The sequence below is a fragment of the Pseudomonas sp. DW-iso17 genome, assembly GCF_058725345.1.
In genome coordinates this window covers 43338-62654 of sequence record NZ_JBZXEA010000013.1, presented here as the reverse complement: position 1 = coordinate 62654, position 19317 = coordinate 43338, and the positions used below count along the sequence as shown (strand labels likewise).

The following is a 19317-nucleotide window of genomic DNA, read 5'->3' as shown; positions in this document are numbered from 1 at the left end:
GGCCACATCATGCAAACCTCTATTGTTACCCGCCTCGACGCCCTGAGTTGCACCGACCTCAGCGATGCGATGGACCGCCTGAAAATCGTTTGCCAGTGCACCGACATCATGCCTCTGGACCGGTCGTTCAACCTCACAGGCAAAGCCTGGACCCTGCGCTACGGCCCTATTGGCCTGGACGGCGGCTCGGTGGGTGACTACATCGACGACCTTGAGGCTGGCCAGGTGGTAGTGATCGACAACCAGGCGCGGCTCGACACCACCGTGTGGGGCGATTTACTGACCTCTACCGCCGCCCGTAAGCAGTTGGCCGGGACGGTGATTGACGGTATCTGCCGCGATGTCGACCGTGCGTTGGAGCTTAACTACCCGATCTTTTCCCGGGGGAACTGGATGCGCACCGGCAAGGATCGCGTGCGTGTCGAAGCGATCCAGGCGCCCGTTACGCTGGGTGGCGTGCGGGTACAACCCGATGATTGGTTGCGCGGCGACGGTGACGGCCTGGTGGTGATTCCGGCCGGCTCACTGAGCGAAGTGCTGGAGGTGGCCGAAGAAATCCACCAGGCCGAAGAACATATTCGTACGGCTATCGAGGAGGGCGTTCCTTTACGCAAAGCTCGCGCCGATTACGGCTACCACGCCTTGCAGACTCCGCGCCGCTGACTGGCCGACGACAGAAGCCGCCGCGGCTGCGGCTTCAGTTGATGCTGGTCGGGGTGGTCAATAGCACCGACCCGGTTAAGCGGGACCGGGTCTTGCTCAATACAGACGTGGCGGAAATCCGAGGTGTTGGCCGCAAGATGAAACTCCACCTCGGTGCGATTTTTGCAGCCGGTCGCTGCTGGATAAGCTCGGCAAAAACTAAAAAAAAGATCAGTGCCTTGAAGATGATTAACTGACTTTTGCGTGCTCACACCTTAATGCCGGATAGAGAGAAGTCAGGGTATGAGTACGACCAGACTATTTGGATTTACGCCCACTAGCCGGAAACAACCCTCTGATCACCCCAAGAAACGCCGCAAACAAGTTGATTGAAGTCGCCGTAGTGATGGCAATCAACACATTGTCCGAGAACGGCGCTTTACCCGAGTAATACGTCGACCAGCCATTCCACACCAGCAGGACCCCCCAGAAGATCACCCCGCACGCAGCGAACCAAAACGCACGCCCCGCATATTTCTTGCGCAGTTGCCTTTCAGCCTTCTGGTCTTTGAGGTTCTGGCTTCTTTCATCGTCGGTGCCTATGGCTTGCTCGCCACCGGCTTGGGTGTCCTGGTCAGGCCCTGCCACGGGGGGCAAGGTGAGTTCCAGGTTGTCGAGTTCTTCACTCACGGATGCGGCTCTTTGGGTGAATGAGTGTGGCCATGTCTTCCCAGTCGATGGCCGAACCGTCGGCGCCCTTGAGGGCCCAGGCTGTGCCGTCCTCGTGGGAGAGGTTGGACAGTTGGGTGCCAGACCACTTGCCGTATTTGTTGATGATCCGGTCAATCAAACGATGGGTGTAGGTATCGCTCTCAGGCACTCTCGGTGTCACGAAGACAATGTCTTCAGCGTCGGGCTTCAGGTTGCTGAGCAACGCGGTCACCGGGCGATTACCGTAGGATTTTAACTCATGGTAAAGCGACGGAATGACCGGGCCATATTGCCAGCGGGCGAAGTGATCATCCATGAGGGGCTGATCCCGTTCGCGCAAATGCCAGGACTGCGTATAAAACAGCAGTTTTTGCAGCTTCATGGGCGTCAGGCCCGAAAGCTTGCCTTCCTTCGCACGTTCAATGAAGGCGTTAGCGACAGCTAGCGCTGAATAAGCCATGAGCACCTCCGTCGTTGCTGGCTACGTTGTCAAAGAGTTTTATACATAGGCCTTGAGTTGTCGACATGCAAGGTGTTGATCGGCAGCAATACCAAGCTGTCGGAATAATAGAGTGTCGATAACTGGTTGTATATACAGTGTTCTGATTCGAATTAAGTGAGATCCGGATGTTTAATGCATAAATATGCAAATTAGCATTTGCCAACCCCCCAAACTCCCGTCACTATCCGCGCTATGCAAAAACGCAACGTTTCTATCGTCTTAAGAGAGCTGCTGGACCGCGACCGGATCTCCCCCACGGAGCTTCACCGACGCACTGGCGTGCCTCAATCCACACTGTCCCGGATCCTCAGCGGCAAGATCGTTGATCCGTCGGATAAACACATCTCCCGTATCGCCGAGTATTTTCGCGTGAGCACTGATTACCTGCGCGGGCGTGCAGCAGTGGGCGCTTTGCGCGATGACGGGCGCGACCCGATGCATTCGGAACTCAAGGACATAAGCCTGTGGGACGACGACACCCCCGTCAATGATGACGAGGTGTCGATCCCCTTTCTGCGCGAGGTTGAATTGGCTGCTGGATCAGGAAGATTCGTCATCGAGGAAAGCGAAAAGGCCAGCCTGCGGTTCGGCAAGCGCAGCCTGCGGCATAACGGTGTGCAGTTCGACCAGGCCAAGTGCGTGACGGTGCGCGGCAACAGTATGTTGCCGGTGTTGCGCGACGGCGCCACGGTGGGGGTCAATGCCGGCAAGAGCGGCATTGGCGACATCGTCGATGGCGACCTGTATGCCATCAATCACAACGGCCAGTTGCGGGTTAAACAGCTCTACCGCCTGCCTTCCGGTATCCGCCTGCGCAGCTTCAATCGTGATGAACACCCCGATGAGGACTACAGCTTCCAGGATATCCAGGACGAGCAGATCAGCATCCTCGGTCATGTTTTCTGGTGGGGTATGTACGCCCGCTAACTCCCACTCGTAAGAAGAAACCCGCCCATGTGCGGGTTTTTTTTCGCCCGCAGAAAACCGGCAAACCCCAAGCCAGTAGGCCTTCTAATGCATATGCGCATTTCCGCAGCAAAAATAAATGCATTTGTGCATTGACTGTATATGCGTACATGCATATTCTTCATCTCAAGCCAGCCAACAAGGCCTGGTGGAGGCGGCAAGGATGCTGCCAAGGAAGACAAGGAAGGCACGCAACATCGGCAAGGACGCCATCGAAGCGATGGCAGGGATGCCAGGCAACACCGGCAAGGATGCCGACGCTCTTTAGTTTCACCGCTTCAACAACAGGCAGCGATGAACCGGCCTTAACGGTTCAGAGGGTTGGCAACTGACCCGGGTGTGCAGCGTAAAGCACCAGAAGCAGTTATCCGGCAGACAGGGATCGTGGTCGGAAAAACATCGAGGAAAGGACCGTACCGCGCCAGTAGCGCCGAAAGTCCGAGGACATCATTACTGAAAAGCCCGGGCGACCGGGCTTTTTGGAATGCCTACCTACTCAAGCATTTGTAAATGAAATACGGACTATCTATTGCTCAGCCAGGAGGCGTGACATGACAAATGAACAGCAAGCGTTAGCGGAAATGCCTATCTGGCTGGTGATCGTATTGGCAGTGATCGGCGGCGTATCCGGCGAGATGTGGCGGGCCGACAAGGAGGGCGCCCGCGGTTGGTCACTGATCCGCCGTCTGGCCCTGCGTTCCGGGGCGTGCATGGTTTGCGGGGTTTCCGCCCTGATGCTGTGCTACGCCGCCGGAATGTCGATCTGGACCGCCGGCGCCATTGGTTGCCTGACCGCCATGGCCGGTGCCGACGTGGCCATCGGTCTTTATGAACGGTGGGCAGCCAAGCGCATCGGGATCAACCAAGGCTCCCGCCAGGACCCGCAGTAATTGTTGCAAGGACGCTACTTAAAATGACGCTTATCGAAAAGCCATCCCAACTGCCCCAGGCCATCGGCGCGGTGCTGCACGCGGCCTTCCCGGACATCAAGGTCGGTAGCCACCAGGACTTTAAGGGCGACGCCGAAAAAACCGGTGTGCAGGTCACGGTCGAAGGCAATGGCCCGGGCATTCGCTCTCGCGAAGGGCGCAAGGCTCACGTGCTGAGTATTTCACTGAGGGCCATGGTCGCCCCCGGTGCATTGCCGTTCGATGCCTGCGACCTGGCCAGCCAACTCATGGACCTGGTGTTGGATAACCGTTGGAACCTGCCCCAGACGCAGTGCGATTTGCCGGCGAATATCGTCGCCGCTCCCGCTGCGCGCACTTCCGTGGAAACGGACTACGACACCTGGACGGTTTCCTTCACGCAAACCCTCTATCTGGGGCCGGTGTTACTCGACGATCCCACAGGCCAACCGCTATTTGCCTGCACTTGGGACGTCTCCAACATCGACGACCCAACCCAATACCAGCCACTGGCGGAGTAGCCCATGTTCGACGCGCTGTTACGCATGCAATTGGGACCGATCGTCGAACGCCTGGCAGAGATGGAAACCCAGCTCGAAGACCTCTACCGCCGCGCCGAAAGCTTCTGCCGGATTGGCATTTGCCAGCAGGTCGACGCGGCCAGCAACACCTGCAAGGTCAGCCATGGTGACTTGCTCACCCCGGCGATCCGTTTTTTCAACCCCAGCGCCGGTGCGCAAACCGAAACCCGTATCCCCACGGTGGGTGAACAATGCCTGCTGCTCAACTACGGCGGAGGGGAGGGCGGGGTGCAGTCTGTGGCGCTGTTTGGTCTCAACAGTGATCGCTTCCCGCCGGTCTCCAGCGTGGCGACGCTGACCCGGCGTCGACACCAGGACGGCACCCAAAGCGACTACGACGATGCCAGCCATACCTTCAACTGGGCCAACGGCCCAACCACCGTCAGTGGCTCCCGTGAACAGGTCGACATTAAAGTCGGCGCTGCCAGCCTGACCATGAATGCCCAGAGCATCACCCTGCAAATCGGCGGTACCAGCCTGTTGCTGGATGCCGGCGGCGCGCACTTCAGCGGCCCGGTGGTGGACCATCAAGGACGCGTCATCAGCCCCCGATAAGGACACCCCATGCTCGGAATCGATAGGAACACCGGGGCGGCCGTCGACGACTGGCTGCAATTTGTGCAGCGCGCCACCCGAGCGCTGACCACCCCCATCGGAACGCGGCAAAAACGCCCGCTGTACGGCTCACTGATCCCGCAATTGCTCGGCCAGAACCTGGGCGATGACTTGCTGATCCTCGCCCAAAGCCACGCCGCCCAAGCGTTCTACAACATTCATAACGGCATTGGCGATTTTGACCCTCAGGTCATTGTCGCTACCCGCCAGGGCGCCGGCCTGCTGCTGCGGTTTGCCGGGACCTGGAAAAACCGCCAACAATCCTTCGAGGTCGTGACATGAGCATGCTGATCCCCGGCCAGAACCAACTGGCGGAACCGGCCATCATTAAGGTCGATGAGTTCGAACCGTTGCTGGCCGAATTCAAAGCGTTTGTCATCGACTACGTCGCCACTCGCGCGCCGCAAAGCGCAGCCAAACTCCAGGTCAGCCTCGACAACGAAAGCGAACTGCTGACCCTGGCCTTGGAAGCGTTTTGCGTGCGCCTGCAAACCCACGAACGCAAATACAACGCGCGCATCAAGCAGATGCTGGCGTGGTGGGCCACCGGTAGCAACCTGGATGCGCGCCTGGCCGATATGGGCCTGGAACGCCAAGTGCTCGACCCAGGCGACCCGGCGGCTTTCCCGCCGGTGCCGCCCACCTTGGAAAGCGACGACGACGCCCGCCTGCGCTACTACTTGGCACCCCACGCCCCAGCGGCGGGCTCGCGCATGCAGTATCGCCGCGAAGTGTTCACCTTGGGCGAGCGCCCAGCAGTGAAAGTACAAAGCGCGACGCCCGGTGTGGTCACGGTCACCTACACCTTCGACCCCGACGGCTACGCGGCCCAGGTCAAGGACGGCAACGCTCGCCGCACCGCACCGGGGGAAGTCATGGTCACCGTGCTTTCCAGGGAGGGCGACGGCACGCCATCTGTCGACTTGCTTGACGGTGTACGTCGACATTTCGCACGGCCGGATGTACGGCCAGAAACCGATCTTGTCAGCGTCCAAGGCGCGCAGATTCAACCCTATAAAATTCGTGTGGTGGCCAAGATCAACGCCGGCCCGGACTCGGGGCTGACCCAAGTGGCCGCGCAGAAACTGCTGCAAGACTACGCCGAGTCCTGCCACCGTCTGGAAGGTCGGGTGGACCCCAGCTGGATCGACTACGCCATCCACAGTGCCGGGGCCGCGCAACTGCACATCCTCGAACCGCTGGCGCCGATTGTCAGCACGGCGTTCCAGGCCCCGTATTGCACGGGCGTCGAGGTGGAGGTGCGCACACTATGAGTGAACCCAAAGCGAGTTTGCTGCCCGCCAACAGCTCACCGCTGGAAAAGGCGTTGGACTTGGGCTTCGGCACATTGCTTGAGCGTGTCGCCCCGCCGTTTCCGGCGCTGATGAACCCGCTGTATACCCCTAGCGAGTTCCTGCCTTACCTGGCCGCCGACCGTGGCGTCAGCGAATGGGATGCCGAGGCCAGCGAAGCGGAAAAACGCCTGACCGTGGCCTTGTCCTGGCAGATCCAACGCCAGGCCGGCACACCCAAGGCACTGAGCCATGCGGTGGAGTCATTGGGCTTCACGCCGAATATCAGCGCCTGGTACCAGCAACGTCCGCTGGGCGTGCCTTACACCTTCGACGTGCAGGCGATCATCGGGCGCAGTTGGTCCAGCGGCGACCACAACCGGCTGATCCGTCGCATCAACGCGGCGAAAAGCGAGCGCGATCAGGCGACGATTACCATCGTGCATGAAACCGAAGGCCAGCTCGCGCTCACGCAAGTGCTCGACGCGCCTTTAAGCGACGGCGAGTTCTACCTGAACGGCGCATTGCCGGACCTGGCGCTGGTGGCTCGCCTAAACAGTGCCGGGGTTGCCCAGCACTACACCATTAACGATTACGACCTCAGGGCGCAGCCATGACAGATGAAATCACGCGCCTGGTGCGCTTCACCTCCAAAGGTTTGGATGAAGTGCTGCAGGCAAAGAACCAGGGCCTCAAAGGCGAAATCACCCACATCGGCGCCGGCACCGGCCGCTACAACCCCGACGGCACGGAAGTGGCCTTGCGTGACGAGCGCCAACGGGTGGCCATCGTCGATTACGAAGACCTGGGCGAGCGCCAACTCAGGATGGCCGCGCTGTTTGATGGCGACGGCGAATATGAGATTGGCGAGTTCGGGTTTTACCTCGCCAGCGGCACCTTGCTGGCGGTGTATTCCGTGGCGGGGAAGTTGCTGACGTATAAAGCGGCGGCGGCGCGGGTGCTGCAGAAGTTTACGCTGGATGTTTCGCCGTTGCCGGCGGATAGCGTGACGATTGTGGTGGGGAGTGAGAACTTGAATCTGTTGTTGGCGGAGGAGATCGCGATTATGGCCGCGGCTTCGGTTGGCAATATGTCCCGCCACGTTGATTTGATGTTTCGGGTTATGCAGCTCGAAGCGAAGTAGTAGCACTGACAAAAGTGCTGGAAAGATTAACTGACAGGGAGTTGATGATGGGACTTGAAACGACTATCACGAAGGTTGTGGATGCATGTAATAAACTTACGGAGACGGTTACCAACCAAATTGGGAAGATTGATGCGCGGGTAGAGGCCGCTTCGAGTCAGTTTACTGCTTGGCGTAATAGTGTGCAGGCTAAGGATATTAATGGCCGTGCCTCTTATACACAAACAGTTGATCTTACGGGACTTTCTACCAATATTTTTTATCCGGTCTGGTGGCGTATGCCAGGTAACGAGAGAGGTATGTCGGAGATCATAATTTCCAGAAACTATGGCTTGGACGCAGGCCTCAATCCATTCAACAACAATTTTGAGCCCCATGTCGCCGGTCTAAATCTGCAAATGGAGGGCTGTGGGATCCCGTGGAATGGGGACGCTAATTTTTTGACTATCAAGCGCATCTCTCAAACCTACCGAGAGACCGTCCGTCGTGCTCAATTCGGGATGTGGTCGTACGTCCGTCCGGTCACTGGCTTGAAGCCCATCTGGCTTAACCAGATACCAGGCACATTGGTCTCGTCCCCGCAGGAATCTGGCTGCTATTTGCGTGGCGGGCTGACGTATATCGTCACCAAGAGCTTTGAGGAGCCTGTGAAGTACAGTCGCTCAGATGCTGAAGTGGAATTGAGCCAAGCAGTGACCCCTGAATATGAAATTTGCTGGAAGGTGAAACCGTTTGCGATAACCGCCACCGAACTTGGAGAAACTTATCCGGAAAGCCGCTTGGCTTATACGTTGGATAACGATCTGCGTTACACAGCAAAAGGGGTATGAAGATGATTGGATATATCAAAACACTACTGCTTCCCTCTGGAGAGACGCTGATCAATGTCCCTGCGGACCGCCCAACATTGATGGCATTGGGATTTGACGAGGTTCGCGCAGATGAACTCGTCATGCAGGCGGAAAGCAATGCCAAGTTGGAGAGCGTTATCTCTGCGCGTCGTACGTTGTACGTAACTGAAGCTGATCCATTATTTCTGGAGTGGCAATACGACGAAACTCCAGAAAAAGAAAAGGCCTGGCGTGACAAAGTCGCCGAAATCAAGGCGCTCTATCCCTTGCCTGATCGCAACTGATCCCCACCGCGAAAGCGGTTTTTTTTCGCCTCCCCAAAGCCCCTCCCCGCAGGGGCTTTTGCATTTCTCACCCGGAGATTTCCACCCATGCCCACCCGCCAAACCTACACCGTCCTCGTCCCATTCCCCATCGGCAACGGCCATTGGTCCACCGCCGGCGAGGAACTGGAACTGCTCGACGTCGAAGCATCCGCCCTGCGCACCGCTGGCCGTCTGGAACTGACCAGCGTCCTCAACTCCACCCCCAAGAAGGCTGAATAACCATGGCAGAAGTCCTGAACTTCGAGCACAACGGCATCACTGTGAATGCCACTGAATCCCCCGAGGCCATGGGTGGCCTTGGCGATAACGTCATCGGCCTGGTCGGCACTGCGCCGAATGCCCATGCGTCAATCCCGAAAAACGCGCCGTTTCGCATCAACAGCTTCACCGCCCAGGCGCTGCTGGACCCTACCGGCACTGAGTCGGGCACCTTGTTCCAGGCGGTGTACCAGATCCTCAAGGTGGTCAAGGTGCCGGTCTATGTGGTCATCGTCGAAGAAGGCGCCACCCCGGCCGATACGATCAATAATGTGATCGGCGGCAACGACCCGGTCACCGGTCGCAAGCTGGGCCTGGCGGCCCTGAGCAGCGTGCCTGAAGACCTGACCATCATCGGCGCTCCAGGCTTTACCGGCACCAAGGCCGTGGCTGGTGAGTTCGCCTCCTTCGGCAAGCGCATCAAGGCCCGTGTGGTACTGGATGGCAAGGACGCGTCCGTTGCCGACCAAGTGACCTACAGCGGTGAACTGGGTGGGGCCGACCTCGGCTTCGACCGTTGCCTGCTGGTGCACAACATGCCGTCGGTGTACTCCAAAGCCGCGAAGAAGAACGTGTTCCTGTCGCCATCCTCGCTGGCCATCGCCGCATTGGCCAAGGTCAAGCAGTGGGAAAGCCCGGGTAACCAGGTGACCTTCGCCGAGGACGTTTCCCGCGTGGTCGAGTACAACATCCTCGACACCTCCACCGAAGGCGACCTGCTCAACCGCTATGGCGTGAGCTACTACGCCCGCACCATCCTCGGCGGCTTCTCGCTGTTGGGCAACCGCTCCATCACCGGCAAGTTCATCAGCTACGTCGGCCTGGAAGATGCCATCAGCCGCAAGCTGGTCAAGGCCGGCCAGAAAGCCATGGCCAAGAACCTCACCAAGTCCTTCATGGACCAGGAGGTCAAGCGCATCAACGACTGGCTGCAAACCCTGGTGGCCGACGAAACCATCCCCGGCGGCAGCGTATACCTGCACCCGGAGCTGAACAGCGTCGAGAAGTACAAGAACGGTACCTGGTTCATCGTCATCGACTACGGCCGCTACGCGCCGAACGAACACATGGTTTATCAACTCAACGCCCGCGATGAAATCATCGAGCAGTTCCTGGAGGACGTTCTCTAATGTTTACCAACCGAGTCAGACAGGCCATTGCGGCCACCCTTCAAGGCCTGCCGTTGTCCGCAACCGTGGAAGAATTCACCCCGCCGAAGATCGAGTTCGACATGGAGGCCATGTCCGGCGGGCGCTTTATCGCCGAGGAAATGGCCAAGAGCGGCAAGGTGCTCAATGCCAAGCTGGTGCTGCAAGGTGCCGGCCCGCAAATCATGCTGGCCCTGGGCGTGCGCATGGGCGACGACATTTTGCTGAACGTGCGTGAAGCCGGCCAGGATCAAGACGGCAAGACCTATTTCACCTACCACACCGTGGGCGGCAAGCTCAAATCCCTGGAGGAGGCGAAGCTGAAAATGGGCGACAAGGCCACCACCACGCTGGAACTGTCCTGCCGTACCTACAACCGTCTGGAAAATGGCATTTCGGTGATCGATATCGATGTGCGCACCCAGAAGTTCGTGCTCAACGGCGTCGACATCCTTGGCGATGCGCGCCGCGCCGTGCTGATGCCTTAAGGGCCGGCGCAATCTGAGGCGAGCACGGTCAAGGTGGGAGCTGGCTTGCCTGCGATGCAGGCGACTCGGTATCCCTGGTGTATCGAGTGGATGCCATCGCAGGCAAGCCAGCTCCCACAGGGGCCATGCTCAGGTTTAGATTTTTCGCACTTTTCAACACCGCTCAACAAGGAATTCCCCATGGCCTGGATGCCACCGTTGCACATCCTGCTGTCCCCGATCACCGCCGACACCGGTGCAATGATCGAGCAAGTTCAACTCAAACCGTTGTTCTACGCCGCGCAAAAAGACGCGCTGGCCCGGGCCGGTGATGACGAGGACGACCAGTTCTTCGAACTGGCGAAACTCGCCACCGGCCTGTCGGAAAAAGAACTCGACCAACTCAAGCGCCCGGACTACGTGAGCATTGCGCAGTACGTACACGAAATGTCGACACGCCCGGCCTCGTTCTTCCTGAAAGAACAGGACGTGACGACCCACGACCAGCCTGTCCACCTGCTATTACCCCTGGAAGCCGCCGGCCGAAACCTGTCGGAACTGCCCCTGGAAATGCCCGCCCTGCGCGCTACCAAGGTGATGAAAAAACTCGCCACTAACAAAGAGCGCGCCGAGTTCATCACCGCCCATTGCACGGGCCTGATGATTCCCGATCTTGCCGGCCTGACCGTGCCCGACTGGACCGAGCTGCAGGAGCGCATCGACGATTTTTTAAACAAACCGGCGGACTTCTTTCGGAGCGCGACATCGAAGTGATTCTCGATGTAGTGCCGCTGGTTTACTCGGTAAGCGAAGCGGAAATCCTCGACTGGGAAGCCGGAAAAGCAATGCGCCGCTACGACATCGCAATCAGTCGTCTTGGTGTTAAACAGGAGTAGAGCGCAATGGCAGACGGTAATCATGGAGCGGGGTCAGCCATTGCCAAGGAAGGCGTGATGACTCAGGGCTCACTTGCAATGGCAGGGGCACAAGCTAGCCTCAAGCCTATGGCGCAAACCCTGGCGAGCCCGCTGGAGGCACCGGGGAGTACGGCGAATTTGGCATTGGCATTGGCCGATGCCAGCTTGCAGATCAAGCATCTGGCGGACGGGCAGGTACGGTTGGTCGATACGCTGGAGCTGTTCAACGTCTCGTTGCTCAAGGTGATGGACGCCCGGCAAGCTCAAACTGCCGGGAACGCAGAGGGTACGAAGACCGTCGCGGCTACAGACAAGCGCACACCCTCGCAGGCGCTGGACGCCGCGATGACTGATATTGATCAACTGTTGATGTTTGCCCGGCATGAGCGCAAGGCATTGCGTGAAGCCAACCTTGCCATGGCGTCCGAGCCGGTGGTAGCTGCCAGTGGTGCCAGTGCCGTCGACCTCGCGAAGGTCGAGTATGCCGCCGCCCGTTCCGGTATCGGCAGTGATCGTAAGGACGCTTCGGGCAATATCGACCCCGTTGGGCGCCGGGCAGACCTGCAGCAGTTCGCTCGCGACGCTGCGATCATGGCGACGGCGTTCAAGATCGACGTCAAAAATGCCGGCGAAATCATGGGCGGCTGGCGCGAGTCAATGCACCTTGATCGCGCACAAGCCTTGGACCTTGCCGACGCAACAAACGTGCTGGGCACCCAGGTATCGCTCAAGGCCGAATCGGCGGATATCGGCGCTGTTGTGCAACTCCAGGGCGCTGCCGCGAAGGCTGCGGGCATGAGTCCCGAACAGGCTGCAGCGCTTTCGGCGGCGTTGTTGAGCGCAGGTAACAGCAAGGCTGTTGCTGGTGCCGGGCTGGAAAAAATCAGCACCGTCCTGGCTAAAGGCGACAACGCCTCTGCAGGGCAACGCAGTGCCTGGGCAGAGCTCAAGCTTGATCCAAAAGTACTCGCGGCGGGCATGAAACAGGACGCCCCACAGGCCGTGCTTACGGTGCTGGAGGCGCTCAAGTCGCAACCTGCCGAAAGGCAGGCGGTGCTGGCGACGCAGTTGTTCGACGGCAACCAGACGATTCTGAGCCTGGTACCGGTGATCGACAGCGTGAAACAGGCCTTTTCGCTGGTCGCAGAAAAATCCACCTACGCCACTTCGACGCTGGGCGACCAAGGTTCGGTGCTGCGTTCGGCCGCGGTTCGTGCGGACTCTACTTACGCGCGTCGGCAAGCCTACGAGGCCAGTACCACACGCTTGAGCACCGCCTCTGATACAGCGCTTGCCCCCGTTGTAGATGCCTCGCTGACCGCAATGAACGGCCTGGTCAGTGGCGTGGCTTGGCTCGCGGAAGGCCTGCCCAAGGCTGCCGCTGCCGTCGCCCTGGCGGGGGCGGTGCTGATCCCGGTGGTTTCTGGTGTTTTCGGTGCCGTGAAGGACAAGATTTTCGAAAAGGTCGCAGGGAAAGTGCTCGGAGAGGGGCCGGCAGCAGGGAATAAAACCACGCCGCCGGACAGCCAGCGCAAAGCCCCGAGCAATGACGAGCACAGCGGTAATCGCCCGCCTGCTTCCGGCCCTGGCATCTCTGGCAAAGCGGCGAAGGTGAGCAAGCTGGCCAAAGGGGTCCCCCTGGGTTTGGTGGTGGCCCAGGCCGGTGTCGAGATGACGCAAGGCGCGATGACCGGAAACCTGGGTCAAGCGGTTGGCACTAGCGTGGGCTCTATCGGCGGCGGTGTTGCCGGCGGTGTTGCCGGCGGTGTCGTCGGTGATGTGGCTGGGATGGCGATAGGCCGAGCGGTCGGCACGCTGGCGGGAGCTGTTATCGGTTCGGTCGTTCCGGGTGCCGGCACAGTGTTGGGCGGTGTGATGGGCGGCGTCGCCGGGGGCGCAATCGGTAAGGTAGTCGGTGGTGCCGTGGGCACTTTCGTGGGCAGTGACGTCGGTGCGTGGCTGGCTGAAAAAGTGATGGGGGCGGGCGATCGCCTGCCATCCCCCACAGAGGTCAGCAAAAACCTCAACGCCCCTCAAGCCGACAACCGCCAAATCAACTTCGCCCCGCAAATCACCATCACCGCGCCTGAGCAAGCCAGCCATCAACAACTGGCGGCGCTCGTGGTGCAACAGATCGAAGCGCAATTTACCCCGCTGTCGATGGACAACCTGCTGGCGACCCGACGCGGCGCAGCACTCACCGATGGAGCTGTGTGATGCGACAACAGATGGTCTTGGGTACTTTTATTTTCGGGCTGTCCCGTGGGTTCGCCTACGACACGCTTGATCGTGGTAGCAGCGGGGGCTGGGTCAGTCTCGACATCATTGCCGGCAAACCTAAATCCAGCCAGGTCGGCCAGGGGCTCGAAACGCTGGCATTGGGCGGCAAGGCTGCGCGTGCCAATGGCATGGCGCGCCTGGATGAGTTGCGCACCCTGCAGGCCCTGCGTGCGCCGTTGCCTTTGGTGGACGGGTTAGGGCGTAACTGGGGGCTATGGACCATCCAGTCGATCAGTGAAAAACAAGCCAGCGTGATCGACGACGGGACGGCCATGGTGATCAATTGGACATTGTTACTGGAGGAGTTCGTCAATGCGTAGGGTTCGAAGTATTGCCGGCGACTCGGTGAACCTGTTGCTCTACCGTGAACTGGGGCGCAGTGATGATGCCGCAGAAGAAGCGTTGTGGCGCTTGAACCCGGAGTTGGCCGAACAGGGCGCGGTACTGCCGGCGGGCGTCAGCGTGCTGGTGCCCGAGTTGGACGCGCAACCGGTTGCGAGCCGGCCGGTTTCCGCCTGGGATTAAGGAGCCATCATGGCACTCGGATTTACACCTGTAGTGGAGCTATACGGAGCCAATGCCGCGTTATTCAACGAGCGGCTCTTGGAGTGGGAACATACCGACGCAGCGGGGTTTGTATCTGATCAACTGAAGCTGACCCTCGATATCGAGGGGCTTGAAGGGCTGCCCGATCTGGGCGGCAAAATTGGCCTGCGTATTGGGTACCTGGAATCGGGCCTGGTGGATAAGGGCGTGTTCAAGATCACCCAGCGCACGCCCTCGATGTTCCCATTGCGACTGGTGCTGGTGGCCACGGCGGCACCGTTCGACGAGCACGAATTCAAACAGCGCCGCACCGCCAGCCATGGTCCGATAACCCTGGGTTCGCTGTTTCGCCAACTGACCACCCGATACGGTTTTTCACCGCGTGTGGCGCCTGAACTCGACGGTGAGCCGATCGCGCACATCGATCAGACCAATGAAAGCGACATGGCTTTTCTGACGCGCCTGGCCAAGCGCTTCGATGCGGTGGCCAAGCCTGTCGATGAGCTGTATGTACTGGGGCGCAAAGGCCAGATCAAGACGCTGTCGGGCAAGGCATTGCCGGATGTACGGTTGTCGATCACCCATGATAATCGCCCAGGTGACCGCGCGTTCATCAGCGCCAGTTTCACCGAAACCAGCCGTGCCAAATACAACGGCGCGCAAACGTCATGGTGGGACGCGGCAGCCGGAAAACAGCGTGTCGTCAAGGTGGGCATCGCACCCTTCAAAGTGGTGACACAGCGCTACCAGAGCGAGGACGAAGCACGCTCGGCGGCGCAGGGAGAGATGCGGCGGGTGGGGCGCGAAGGGTTGCAGATTGATGTGGTCTGCCCTGGTAATCCTTCGTTGGCTGCTGAAGGCCTGTTGCTGCTGGATGAGTCGTGGCCGGGGTTCATGCAAGGGCGCTGGTCGATTAAAACGGTGAAATCCAGGGGCGAGCGAAAAGGTGGCTATCGGAGTACGGTCCAGGCCAGCGGTTTGTCGGTGTAGATCCTTCCTTAGAGTAAAACCCATGGTAATCACACATGCTCAGCTTCTGGGTGTCATGCCTGGAGCCCGCCTTCGCGCGGGCATTTTTTTAACCTTTCTAAATGCGGCCTTTGCGGGGCATCAGATCAATACGGCCCGTCGCGTCGCCGCCTTCCTCGCCCAAATCGGCCACGAGTCTGCCCAGTTGCAGTACGTGCGCGAATTGGGCAGTGATCAATACTTGAGCAAATATGACACCGGCGTCTTGGGCGCGCGCCTGGGCAACACCCCGGAAGCGGACGGAGATGGACAAAAGTATCGCGGCAGAGGGTTGATCCAGATAACCGGCCGCCGTAATTACCTTGCGTGCAGCCAAGCACTGTTCGGCGATGATCGCCTGCTGCTCCAGCCGCAACTGCTGGAACAACCGCAATGGGCCTGCGAGTCCGCCGCCTGGTTCTGGCAAAGCAACGGCCTTAACGAACTTGCCGACAACGATCAGTTCACCACCATCACCCGTCGGATCAACGGCGGCCTCAATGGCCTGGACGACCGTTTGCAGTTGTGGGCGCGGGCGAAGGCGGTGCTCTGCGTTTCTTAGGTGCGTTTCGCCTGATCGGTGCGCGCCTGCTCATGGCGCATGTGTGGCAGGTGCAGGCCGTCGCGCATTAGCCTCTTGATGCACTCTGTACCTTGCATGGCCGATAGGCTCCTGTAGGGTAGACAAACCCCCGCCCATTCCTGGAGACGACCGTGAAGGAAATCACTCAACTGGCTGCCGAACTGGGGCGCCGTTTGCAGGTGCTCAGTGCCCACGTGACCACTGCCGAGTCCTGTACCGGCGGCGGTATTGCCGAAGCCATCACGCGGATCCCGGGCAGTTCGGCCTGGTTCGAGGCGGGCTATGTCACTTATTCCAACCGACAGAAGACCCGGCAGTTGAATGTGCCGGAAAAACTGTTCGCCAAAGTCGGAGCCGTCAGCCAGGAAGTGGTGGAAGCGATGGCCCGCGGTGCGCAGGAAAAAAGCCTGGCACGGTTTGCCGTGGCGGTCAGCGGTGTCGCCGGCCCGGATGGCGGTTCGCCGGACAAGCCGGTGGGCACCGTTTGGCTGGCCTTTGCCGTGGGCGACGAGGTGACCGCCGAGCTTGCGCACTTCCCCGGCAACCGCGACGAGGTCCGCCGACAAACGGTAAAAGCCGCGCTGGAGGGCTTGTTGCGACGAGCTGCAGCAGAAATAGACAATCAGGGGTAGGCGATCACCGATCTTTGTGGAACAATACTGTCTACTTATACAGGTGTTGGCCGTCAGGCCTTATTGATTACGTGAGGACTTTAATGGACGACAACAAGAAGAAAGCCTTGGCTGCGGCCCTGGGTCAGATCGAACGTCAATTCGGCAAGGGTGCCGTAATGCGTATGGGCGATCACGACCGTCAGGCGATCCCGGCTATTTCCACTGGCTCTCTGGGTCTGGACATCGCGCTCGGCATTGGTGGCCTGCCAAAAGGCCGTATCGTTGAAATCTACGGTCCTGAATCTTCCGGTAAAACCACCCTGACCCTGTCGGTGATTGCCCAGGCGCAAAAGATGGGCGCTACCTGCGCGTTCGTCGACGCCGAGCACGCCCTGGATCCTGAATACGCCGGCAAGCTGGGCGTCAACGTCGATGACCTGCTGGTTTCGCAGCCGGACACCGGCGAGCAAGCCCTGGAAATCACCGACATGCTGGTGCGCTCCAACGCCATCGACGTGATCGTGGTCGACTCCGTGGCGGCCCTGGTGCCCAAGGCTGAAATCGAAGGCGAAATGGGCGACATGCACGTGGGCCTGCAAGCCCGCCTGATGTCCCAGGCGCTGCGTAAAATTACCGGTAACATCAAGAACGCCAACTGCCTGGTGATCTTCATCAACCAGATCCGTATGAAGATCGGCGTGATGTTCGGCAGCCCGGAAACCACCACCGGTGGTAACGCGCTGAAGTTCTACGCTTCGGTCCGTCTGGATATCCGTCGTACTGGCGCGGTGAAGGAAGGTGACGAGGTTGTCGGTAGCGAAACCCGCGTCAAGGTCGTGAAGAACAAAGTGGCCCCGCCATTCCGTCAGGCTGAGTTCCAGATTCTCTACGGCAAGGGTATCTACCTGAACGGCGAGATGATCGACCTGGGCGTACTGCACGGTTTTGTCGAGAAGTCCGGTGCCTGGTATGCCTACAACGGCAGCAAGATCGGTCAGGGCAAGGCCAACTCGGCCAAGTTCCTGGCAGACAATCCGGATATCGCTGCCACGCTTGAGAAGCAGATCCGCGACAAGCTTCTGACCGCAGCGCCGGACGTGAAAGCGGCTGCCAACCGCGAGCCGGTAGATGAAATGGAAGAAGCCGATACTGACGTCTGAAGCAAACGATGACTGTTGTACTGGATACACTCGTCGCCGTTCGGCGCACTGCGATGGACCTGCTCGCTCGCCGCGAGCATGGTCGAGTCGAGCTGACACGTAAGTTGCGTCAGCGCGGCGCAGAGCCAGAGATGATCGAAACAGCCCTCGACCGGTTAACGGAAGAAGGGCTGTTGTCGGAAGCCCGTTACCTTGAAAGCTTTGTGTCTTACCGCGCACGTTCCGGTTACGGCCCTGCGCGGATTCGCGAGGAGTTAAGCCAACGTGGACTGCAACGTGCCGATATTGACCTTACGCTACGTGAGTGCGGTATCAATTGGCAGTCGCAGTTGGAAGACACCTGGCGTCGCAAATTTGCGGGGCATCTTCCGATTGATGCCAAAGAACGTGCGAAGCAAGGTCGTTTCTTGAGTTATCGCGGGTTTTCGATGGACATGATCAGCCGCTTGTTGAGCGGCCGGGGTATGGACGACTGAACGCCAAAAAACAAAAGGCCCACTATGAAAATAGTGGGCCTTTTTTTTTGCCTGCAAAAAATCACGCTGTCTCTGGCGTCATCCGTTGCTGGGCCTTGCCCTGAGCCTGTGCCCAGTTCTCCGGCAGGTTGATGTAATCCACCAACTCTCGCAATCGCCCCTGATCGCGACCGTTGAAATTGAACACCAGGCGCGTCAAATGGCTGAATCTCGGTTCGTCATGGTCTTCGCCCGTATAGGCGAGTTGCTGGAATTCGCCACTGAGCCGCAGGCTGGCAAACGCTTGCTGCATATGGGCGAGGGCGCGCTCACTCAGGGGATGATTCATGCGCACCACAAACTCACGCTTAAGCCAGCGGGTGGAGTGGAAGTTGGCGTAGAACTGGTTGATTTCGTCTACGGCCTCTTCGGCGCTGTAGACCAGGCGGACCAGTTTGAGGTCGGTGGGCAGGATATAGCGATTGGCTTCCAACTGACTGCGGATGAAATCCAGGGCGCCTTGCCAGAACCCACCGCCCGGCGCATCCAGTAGCACGACCGGCACCAGTGGGCTCTTGCCGGTCTGGATAAGGGTCAGCACTTCCAATGCCTCGTCGAGGGTGCCGAAACCGCCAGGGCACAACACCAGCGCGTCGGCTTCCTTGACGAAGAACAGCTTGCGGGTAAAGAAGAAGTGGAATGACAGCAGGTTGTCGGTGCCATCAATGGTTGGGTTGGCATGCTGTTCAAAGGGCAGGGTGATATTGAACCCTAGGCTGTGCTCCAGGCCCGCACCTTCGTGGGCCGCGGCCATGATGCCGCCACCGCCACCGGTGATGACCATCAGGTCGGACCGTGCCAACGCCGCACCTACCTCTCGGGCTAGCGCATACAGGGGGCTTTCCACTGGCGTACGCGCCGAGCCGAATACCGTGACTTTGCGCCGGCCCTTGAATTGTTCGAGCACCCGAAAGGCATGGTCCAGTTCGCGGATGGCCCGCAGGGTGATCTTGGCGTTCCAGCGATCACGGTCGTCCTGGGCCATGCGCAGGACGGTGAGGATCATGTCTCGATAAAGGGAGATATTCGGGCTGTTGGGGGCGATCAACTGAATTTGTGCGTCGACCTGCTGGGTGAGGTCGGTCCCGTTTTCTTCAAAATGACGAAGCAACAAATCATTCGATTCATAAGGCATTCAATTTCTCCTTCTCTACAGGGCCTGGGTAGTCGACGAGAACGTCGCCTGGGCCACGACACTGCTTGTGTCGCGGCATGCCGCAGGAGGGCAGGCCTTTTTTGCCCTGAAAATGTGACAGAACAGCGTTAAAAACTGTGGTGGGCGG

At 59.3% G+C, this 19317-nt stretch carries 27 protein-coding genes; 24 read left to right on the top strand and 3 right to left on the bottom strand.

The genetic code is table 11. The annotated features are described in order from the left end of the window. Positions 1 to 9: 9 nt before the first annotated feature. On the top strand, positions 10 to 663 hold the full coding sequence (locus AC4PS6_RS12510) for an RraA family protein (protein ID WP_020301165.1): 654 nt from the start codon (positions 10 to 12) through the stop codon (positions 661 to 663). Positions 664 to 960: 297 nt separating this feature from the next. On the opposite strand, the gene AC4PS6_RS12505 is transcribed toward AC4PS6_RS12510, so the two are convergent. Both AC4PS6_RS12505 and AC4PS6_RS12500 read right to left on the bottom strand, forming a co-directional pair. Continuing rightward, positions 961 to 1332 carry a hypothetical protein gene (locus AC4PS6_RS12505; RefSeq protein ID WP_014717155.1) on the bottom strand — a complete coding sequence of 124 codons (372 nt, stop codon included), beginning with the start codon at positions 1330 to 1332 and terminating at the stop codon, positions 961 to 963. Beyond that, the gene (locus AC4PS6_RS12500; RefSeq protein WP_014717156.1) at positions 1325 to 1813 is read right to left on the bottom strand and encodes a Panacea domain-containing protein; all 489 of its coding nucleotides are present in this window, start codon (positions 1811 to 1813) and stop codon (positions 1325 to 1327) included. Before AC4PS6_RS12500 ends, AC4PS6_RS12505 begins: the two co-directional genes overlap by 8 nt. Before the next feature lie 225 nt (positions 1814 to 2038). Here AC4PS6_RS12500 and AC4PS6_RS12495 point away from each other — a divergent pair, with 225 nt between their 5' ends. The 23 genes from AC4PS6_RS12495 to recX all read left to right on the top strand — a co-directional run bounded on the left by AC4PS6_RS12495 (position 2039) and on the right by recX (position 17995). After that, positions 2039 to 2782, top strand: a complete 744-nt coding sequence (locus AC4PS6_RS12495) for a LexA family transcriptional regulator (RefSeq protein ID WP_172832690.1) — start codon at positions 2039 to 2041, stop codon at positions 2780 to 2782. A gap of 590 nt (positions 2783 to 3372) precedes the next feature. Continuing rightward, entirely contained in the window at positions 3373 to 3711 is a 339-nt protein-coding gene (locus AC4PS6_RS12490) for a phage holin family protein (protein WP_005785384.1), read from the top strand. 23 nt (positions 3712 to 3734) lie between these two features. Next, positions 3735 to 4250 carry a hypothetical protein gene (locus AC4PS6_RS12485; protein WP_014717158.1) on the top strand — a complete coding sequence of 172 codons (516 nt, stop codon included), beginning with the start codon at positions 3735 to 3737 and terminating at the stop codon, positions 4248 to 4250. Between the two features lie 3 nt (positions 4251 to 4253). Then, a complete protein-coding gene (locus AC4PS6_RS12480; RefSeq protein WP_060767087.1) occupies positions 4254 to 4865 on the top strand; it encodes a phage baseplate assembly protein V in 612 nt (203 codons plus the stop codon). Between the two features lie 9 nt (positions 4866 to 4874). After that, positions 4875 to 5207 (top strand): phage baseplate protein, encoded by a 333-nt coding sequence (locus AC4PS6_RS12475; RefSeq protein WP_014717160.1) that lies wholly within the window; start codon positions 4875 to 4877, stop codon positions 5205 to 5207. Further along, entirely contained in the window at positions 5204 to 6199 is a 996-nt protein-coding gene (locus AC4PS6_RS12470) for a baseplate J/gp47 family protein (RefSeq protein ID WP_014717161.1), read from the top strand. Before AC4PS6_RS12475 ends, AC4PS6_RS12470 begins: the two co-directional genes overlap by 4 nt. Next, entirely contained in the window at positions 6196 to 6834 is a 639-nt protein-coding gene (locus AC4PS6_RS12465; protein ID WP_014717162.1) for a phage tail protein I, read from the top strand. Before AC4PS6_RS12470 ends, AC4PS6_RS12465 begins: the two co-directional genes overlap by 4 nt. Then, positions 6831 to 7361 (top strand): phage tail protein, encoded by a 531-nt coding sequence (locus tag AC4PS6_RS12460; protein WP_073453118.1) that lies wholly within the window; start codon positions 6831 to 6833, stop codon positions 7359 to 7361. The genes AC4PS6_RS12465 and AC4PS6_RS12460 overlap by 4 nt, the downstream gene beginning before the upstream one ends. A gap of 47 nt (positions 7362 to 7408) precedes the next feature. Next, complete coding sequence (locus AC4PS6_RS12455; RefSeq protein WP_492180848.1) at positions 7409 to 8191, top strand: phage tail protein; 783 nt, start codon at positions 7409 to 7411, stop codon at positions 8189 to 8191. 2 nt (positions 8192 to 8193) lie between these two features. Then, a complete protein-coding gene (locus tag AC4PS6_RS12450) occupies positions 8194 to 8496 on the top strand; it encodes a hypothetical protein (RefSeq protein WP_032872916.1) in 303 nt (100 codons plus the stop codon). An 87-nt stretch (positions 8497 to 8583) separates the two neighbouring features. Further along, positions 8584 to 8757 (top strand): hypothetical protein, encoded by a 174-nt coding sequence (locus AC4PS6_RS12445; RefSeq protein ID WP_191958244.1) that lies wholly within the window; start codon positions 8584 to 8586, stop codon positions 8755 to 8757. Between the two features lie 2 nt (positions 8758 to 8759). Further along, positions 8760 to 9926: a phage tail sheath protein gene (locus AC4PS6_RS12440; RefSeq protein WP_014717166.1), complete on the top strand. Its 1167-nt coding sequence runs from the start codon at positions 8760 to 8762 to the stop codon at positions 9924 to 9926. Next, positions 9926 to 10432 (top strand): phage major tail tube protein, encoded by a 507-nt coding sequence (locus AC4PS6_RS12435; RefSeq protein ID WP_014717167.1) that lies wholly within the window; start codon positions 9926 to 9928, stop codon positions 10430 to 10432. Before AC4PS6_RS12440 ends, AC4PS6_RS12435 begins: the two co-directional genes overlap by 1 nt. 180 nt (positions 10433 to 10612) lie before the next feature. Beyond that, entirely contained in the window at positions 10613 to 11185 is a 573-nt protein-coding gene (locus AC4PS6_RS12430) for a phage tail assembly protein (protein WP_014717168.1), read from the top strand. Continuing rightward, on the top strand, positions 11182 to 11307 hold the full coding sequence (locus AC4PS6_RS12425; RefSeq protein ID WP_020301160.1) for a hypothetical protein: 126 nt from the start codon (positions 11182 to 11184) through the stop codon (positions 11305 to 11307). Before AC4PS6_RS12430 ends, AC4PS6_RS12425 begins: the two co-directional genes overlap by 4 nt. 6 nt (positions 11308 to 11313) lie before the next feature. Beyond that, positions 11314 to 13545, top strand: coding sequence for a phage tail tape measure protein (locus tag AC4PS6_RS12420; protein WP_492180847.1), 2232 nt, complete (start codon positions 11314 to 11316; stop codon positions 13543 to 13545). Continuing rightward, positions 13545 to 13928, top strand: coding sequence for a phage tail protein (locus tag AC4PS6_RS12415; RefSeq protein ID WP_014717171.1), 384 nt, complete (start codon positions 13545 to 13547; stop codon positions 13926 to 13928). Before AC4PS6_RS12420 ends, AC4PS6_RS12415 begins: the two co-directional genes overlap by 1 nt. Beyond that, positions 13921 to 14133 (top strand): tail protein X, encoded by a 213-nt coding sequence (locus AC4PS6_RS12410; protein ID WP_014717172.1) that lies wholly within the window; start codon positions 13921 to 13923, stop codon positions 14131 to 14133. Before AC4PS6_RS12415 ends, AC4PS6_RS12410 begins: the two co-directional genes overlap by 8 nt. A 9-nt stretch (positions 14134 to 14142) precedes the next feature. After that, positions 14143 to 15144, top strand: a complete 1002-nt coding sequence (locus AC4PS6_RS12405; protein WP_198833025.1) for a contractile injection system protein, VgrG/Pvc8 family — start codon at positions 14143 to 14145, stop codon at positions 15142 to 15144. 22 nt (positions 15145 to 15166) lie between these two features. Beyond that, a complete protein-coding gene (locus AC4PS6_RS12400) occupies positions 15167 to 15724 on the top strand; it encodes a glycoside hydrolase family 19 protein (RefSeq protein WP_014717174.1) in 558 nt (185 codons plus the stop codon). Positions 15725 to 15876: 152 nt separating this feature from the next. Then, complete coding sequence (locus tag AC4PS6_RS12395; protein ID WP_020301157.1) at positions 15877 to 16377, top strand: CinA family protein; 501 nt, start codon at positions 15877 to 15879, stop codon at positions 16375 to 16377. Between the two features lie 83 nt (positions 16378 to 16460). After that, positions 16461 to 17519, top strand: coding sequence for a recombinase RecA (recA, locus tag AC4PS6_RS12390; protein WP_014717176.1), 1059 nt, complete (start codon positions 16461 to 16463; stop codon positions 17517 to 17519). Between the two features lie 8 nt (positions 17520 to 17527). Continuing rightward, positions 17528 to 17995: a recombination regulator RecX gene (gene recX, locus AC4PS6_RS12385; RefSeq protein WP_020301156.1), complete on the top strand. Its 468-nt coding sequence runs from the start codon at positions 17528 to 17530 to the stop codon at positions 17993 to 17995. A gap of 61 nt (positions 17996 to 18056) precedes the next feature. On the opposite strand, the gene AC4PS6_RS12380 is transcribed toward recX, so the two are convergent. Beyond that, positions 18057 to 19169 (bottom strand): LOG family protein, encoded by a 1113-nt coding sequence (locus AC4PS6_RS12380; protein WP_020301155.1) that lies wholly within the window; start codon positions 19167 to 19169, stop codon positions 18057 to 18059. Positions 19170 to 19317 lie beyond the last annotated feature (148 nt).

Excerpts from the sequence above, each read along its gene's own strand:
- recX (WP_020301156.1), top strand. The coding sequence starts at position 17,528 with ATGACTGTTGTACTGGATACACTCGTCGCCGTTCGGCGCACTGCGATG.
- AC4PS6_RS12435 (WP_014717167.1), top strand. The coding sequence starts at position 9,926 with ATGTTTACCAACCGAGTCAGACAGGCCATTGCGGCCACCCTTCAAGGC.
- AC4PS6_RS12465 (WP_014717162.1), top strand. The coding sequence starts at position 6,196 with ATGAGTGAACCCAAAGCGAGTTTGCTGCCCGCCAACAGCTCACCGCTG.
- AC4PS6_RS12460 (WP_073453118.1), top strand. The coding sequence starts at position 6,831 with ATGACAGATGAAATCACGCGCCTGGTGCGCTTCACCTCCAAAGGTTTG.
- AC4PS6_RS12490 (WP_005785384.1), top strand. The coding sequence starts at position 3,373 with ATGACAAATGAACAGCAAGCGTTAGCGGAAATGCCTATCTGGCTGGTG.
- AC4PS6_RS12400 (WP_014717174.1), top strand. The coding sequence starts at position 15,167 with ATGGTAATCACACATGCTCAGCTTCTGGGTGTCATGCCTGGAGCCCGC.
- AC4PS6_RS12440 (WP_014717166.1), top strand. The coding sequence starts at position 8,760 with ATGGCAGAAGTCCTGAACTTCGAGCACAACGGCATCACTGTGAATGCC.
- AC4PS6_RS12485 (WP_014717158.1), top strand. The coding sequence starts at position 3,735 with ATGACGCTTATCGAAAAGCCATCCCAACTGCCCCAGGCCATCGGCGCG.
- AC4PS6_RS12445 (WP_191958244.1), top strand. The coding sequence starts at position 8,584 with ATGCCCACCCGCCAAACCTACACCGTCCTCGTCCCATTCCCCATCGGC.
- AC4PS6_RS12475 (WP_014717160.1), top strand. The coding sequence starts at position 4,875 with ATGCTCGGAATCGATAGGAACACCGGGGCGGCCGTCGACGACTGGCTG.
- AC4PS6_RS12480 (WP_060767087.1), top strand. The coding sequence starts at position 4,254 with ATGTTCGACGCGCTGTTACGCATGCAATTGGGACCGATCGTCGAACGC.
- AC4PS6_RS12470 (WP_014717161.1), top strand. The coding sequence starts at position 5,204 with ATGAGCATGCTGATCCCCGGCCAGAACCAACTGGCGGAACCGGCCATC.
- AC4PS6_RS12450 (WP_032872916.1), top strand. The coding sequence starts at position 8,194 with ATGATTGGATATATCAAAACACTACTGCTTCCCTCTGGAGAGACGCTG.
- AC4PS6_RS12405 (WP_198833025.1), top strand. The coding sequence starts at position 14,143 with ATGGCACTCGGATTTACACCTGTAGTGGAGCTATACGGAGCCAATGCC.
- AC4PS6_RS12410 (WP_014717172.1), top strand. The coding sequence starts at position 13,921 with ATGCGTAGGGTTCGAAGTATTGCCGGCGACTCGGTGAACCTGTTGCTC.
- AC4PS6_RS12415 (WP_014717171.1), top strand. The coding sequence starts at position 13,545 with ATGCGACAACAGATGGTCTTGGGTACTTTTATTTTCGGGCTGTCCCGT.
- AC4PS6_RS12455 (WP_492180848.1), top strand. The coding sequence starts at position 7,409 with ATGGGACTTGAAACGACTATCACGAAGGTTGTGGATGCATGTAATAAA.
- AC4PS6_RS12380 (WP_020301155.1), bottom strand. The coding sequence starts at position 19,169 with ATGCCTTATGAATCGAATGATTTGTTGCTTCGTCATTTTGAAGAAAAC.
- AC4PS6_RS12510 (WP_020301165.1), top strand. The coding sequence starts at position 10 with ATGCAAACCTCTATTGTTACCCGCCTCGACGCCCTGAGTTGCACCGAC.
- recA (WP_014717176.1), top strand. The coding sequence starts at position 16,461 with ATGGACGACAACAAGAAGAAAGCCTTGGCTGCGGCCCTGGGTCAGATC.
- AC4PS6_RS12430 (WP_014717168.1), top strand. The coding sequence starts at position 10,613 with ATGGCCTGGATGCCACCGTTGCACATCCTGCTGTCCCCGATCACCGCC.
- AC4PS6_RS12500 (WP_014717156.1), bottom strand. The coding sequence starts at position 1,813 with ATGGCTTATTCAGCGCTAGCTGTCGCTAACGCCTTCATTGAACGTGCG.
- AC4PS6_RS12420 (WP_492180847.1), top strand. The coding sequence starts at position 11,314 with ATGGCAGACGGTAATCATGGAGCGGGGTCAGCCATTGCCAAGGAAGGC.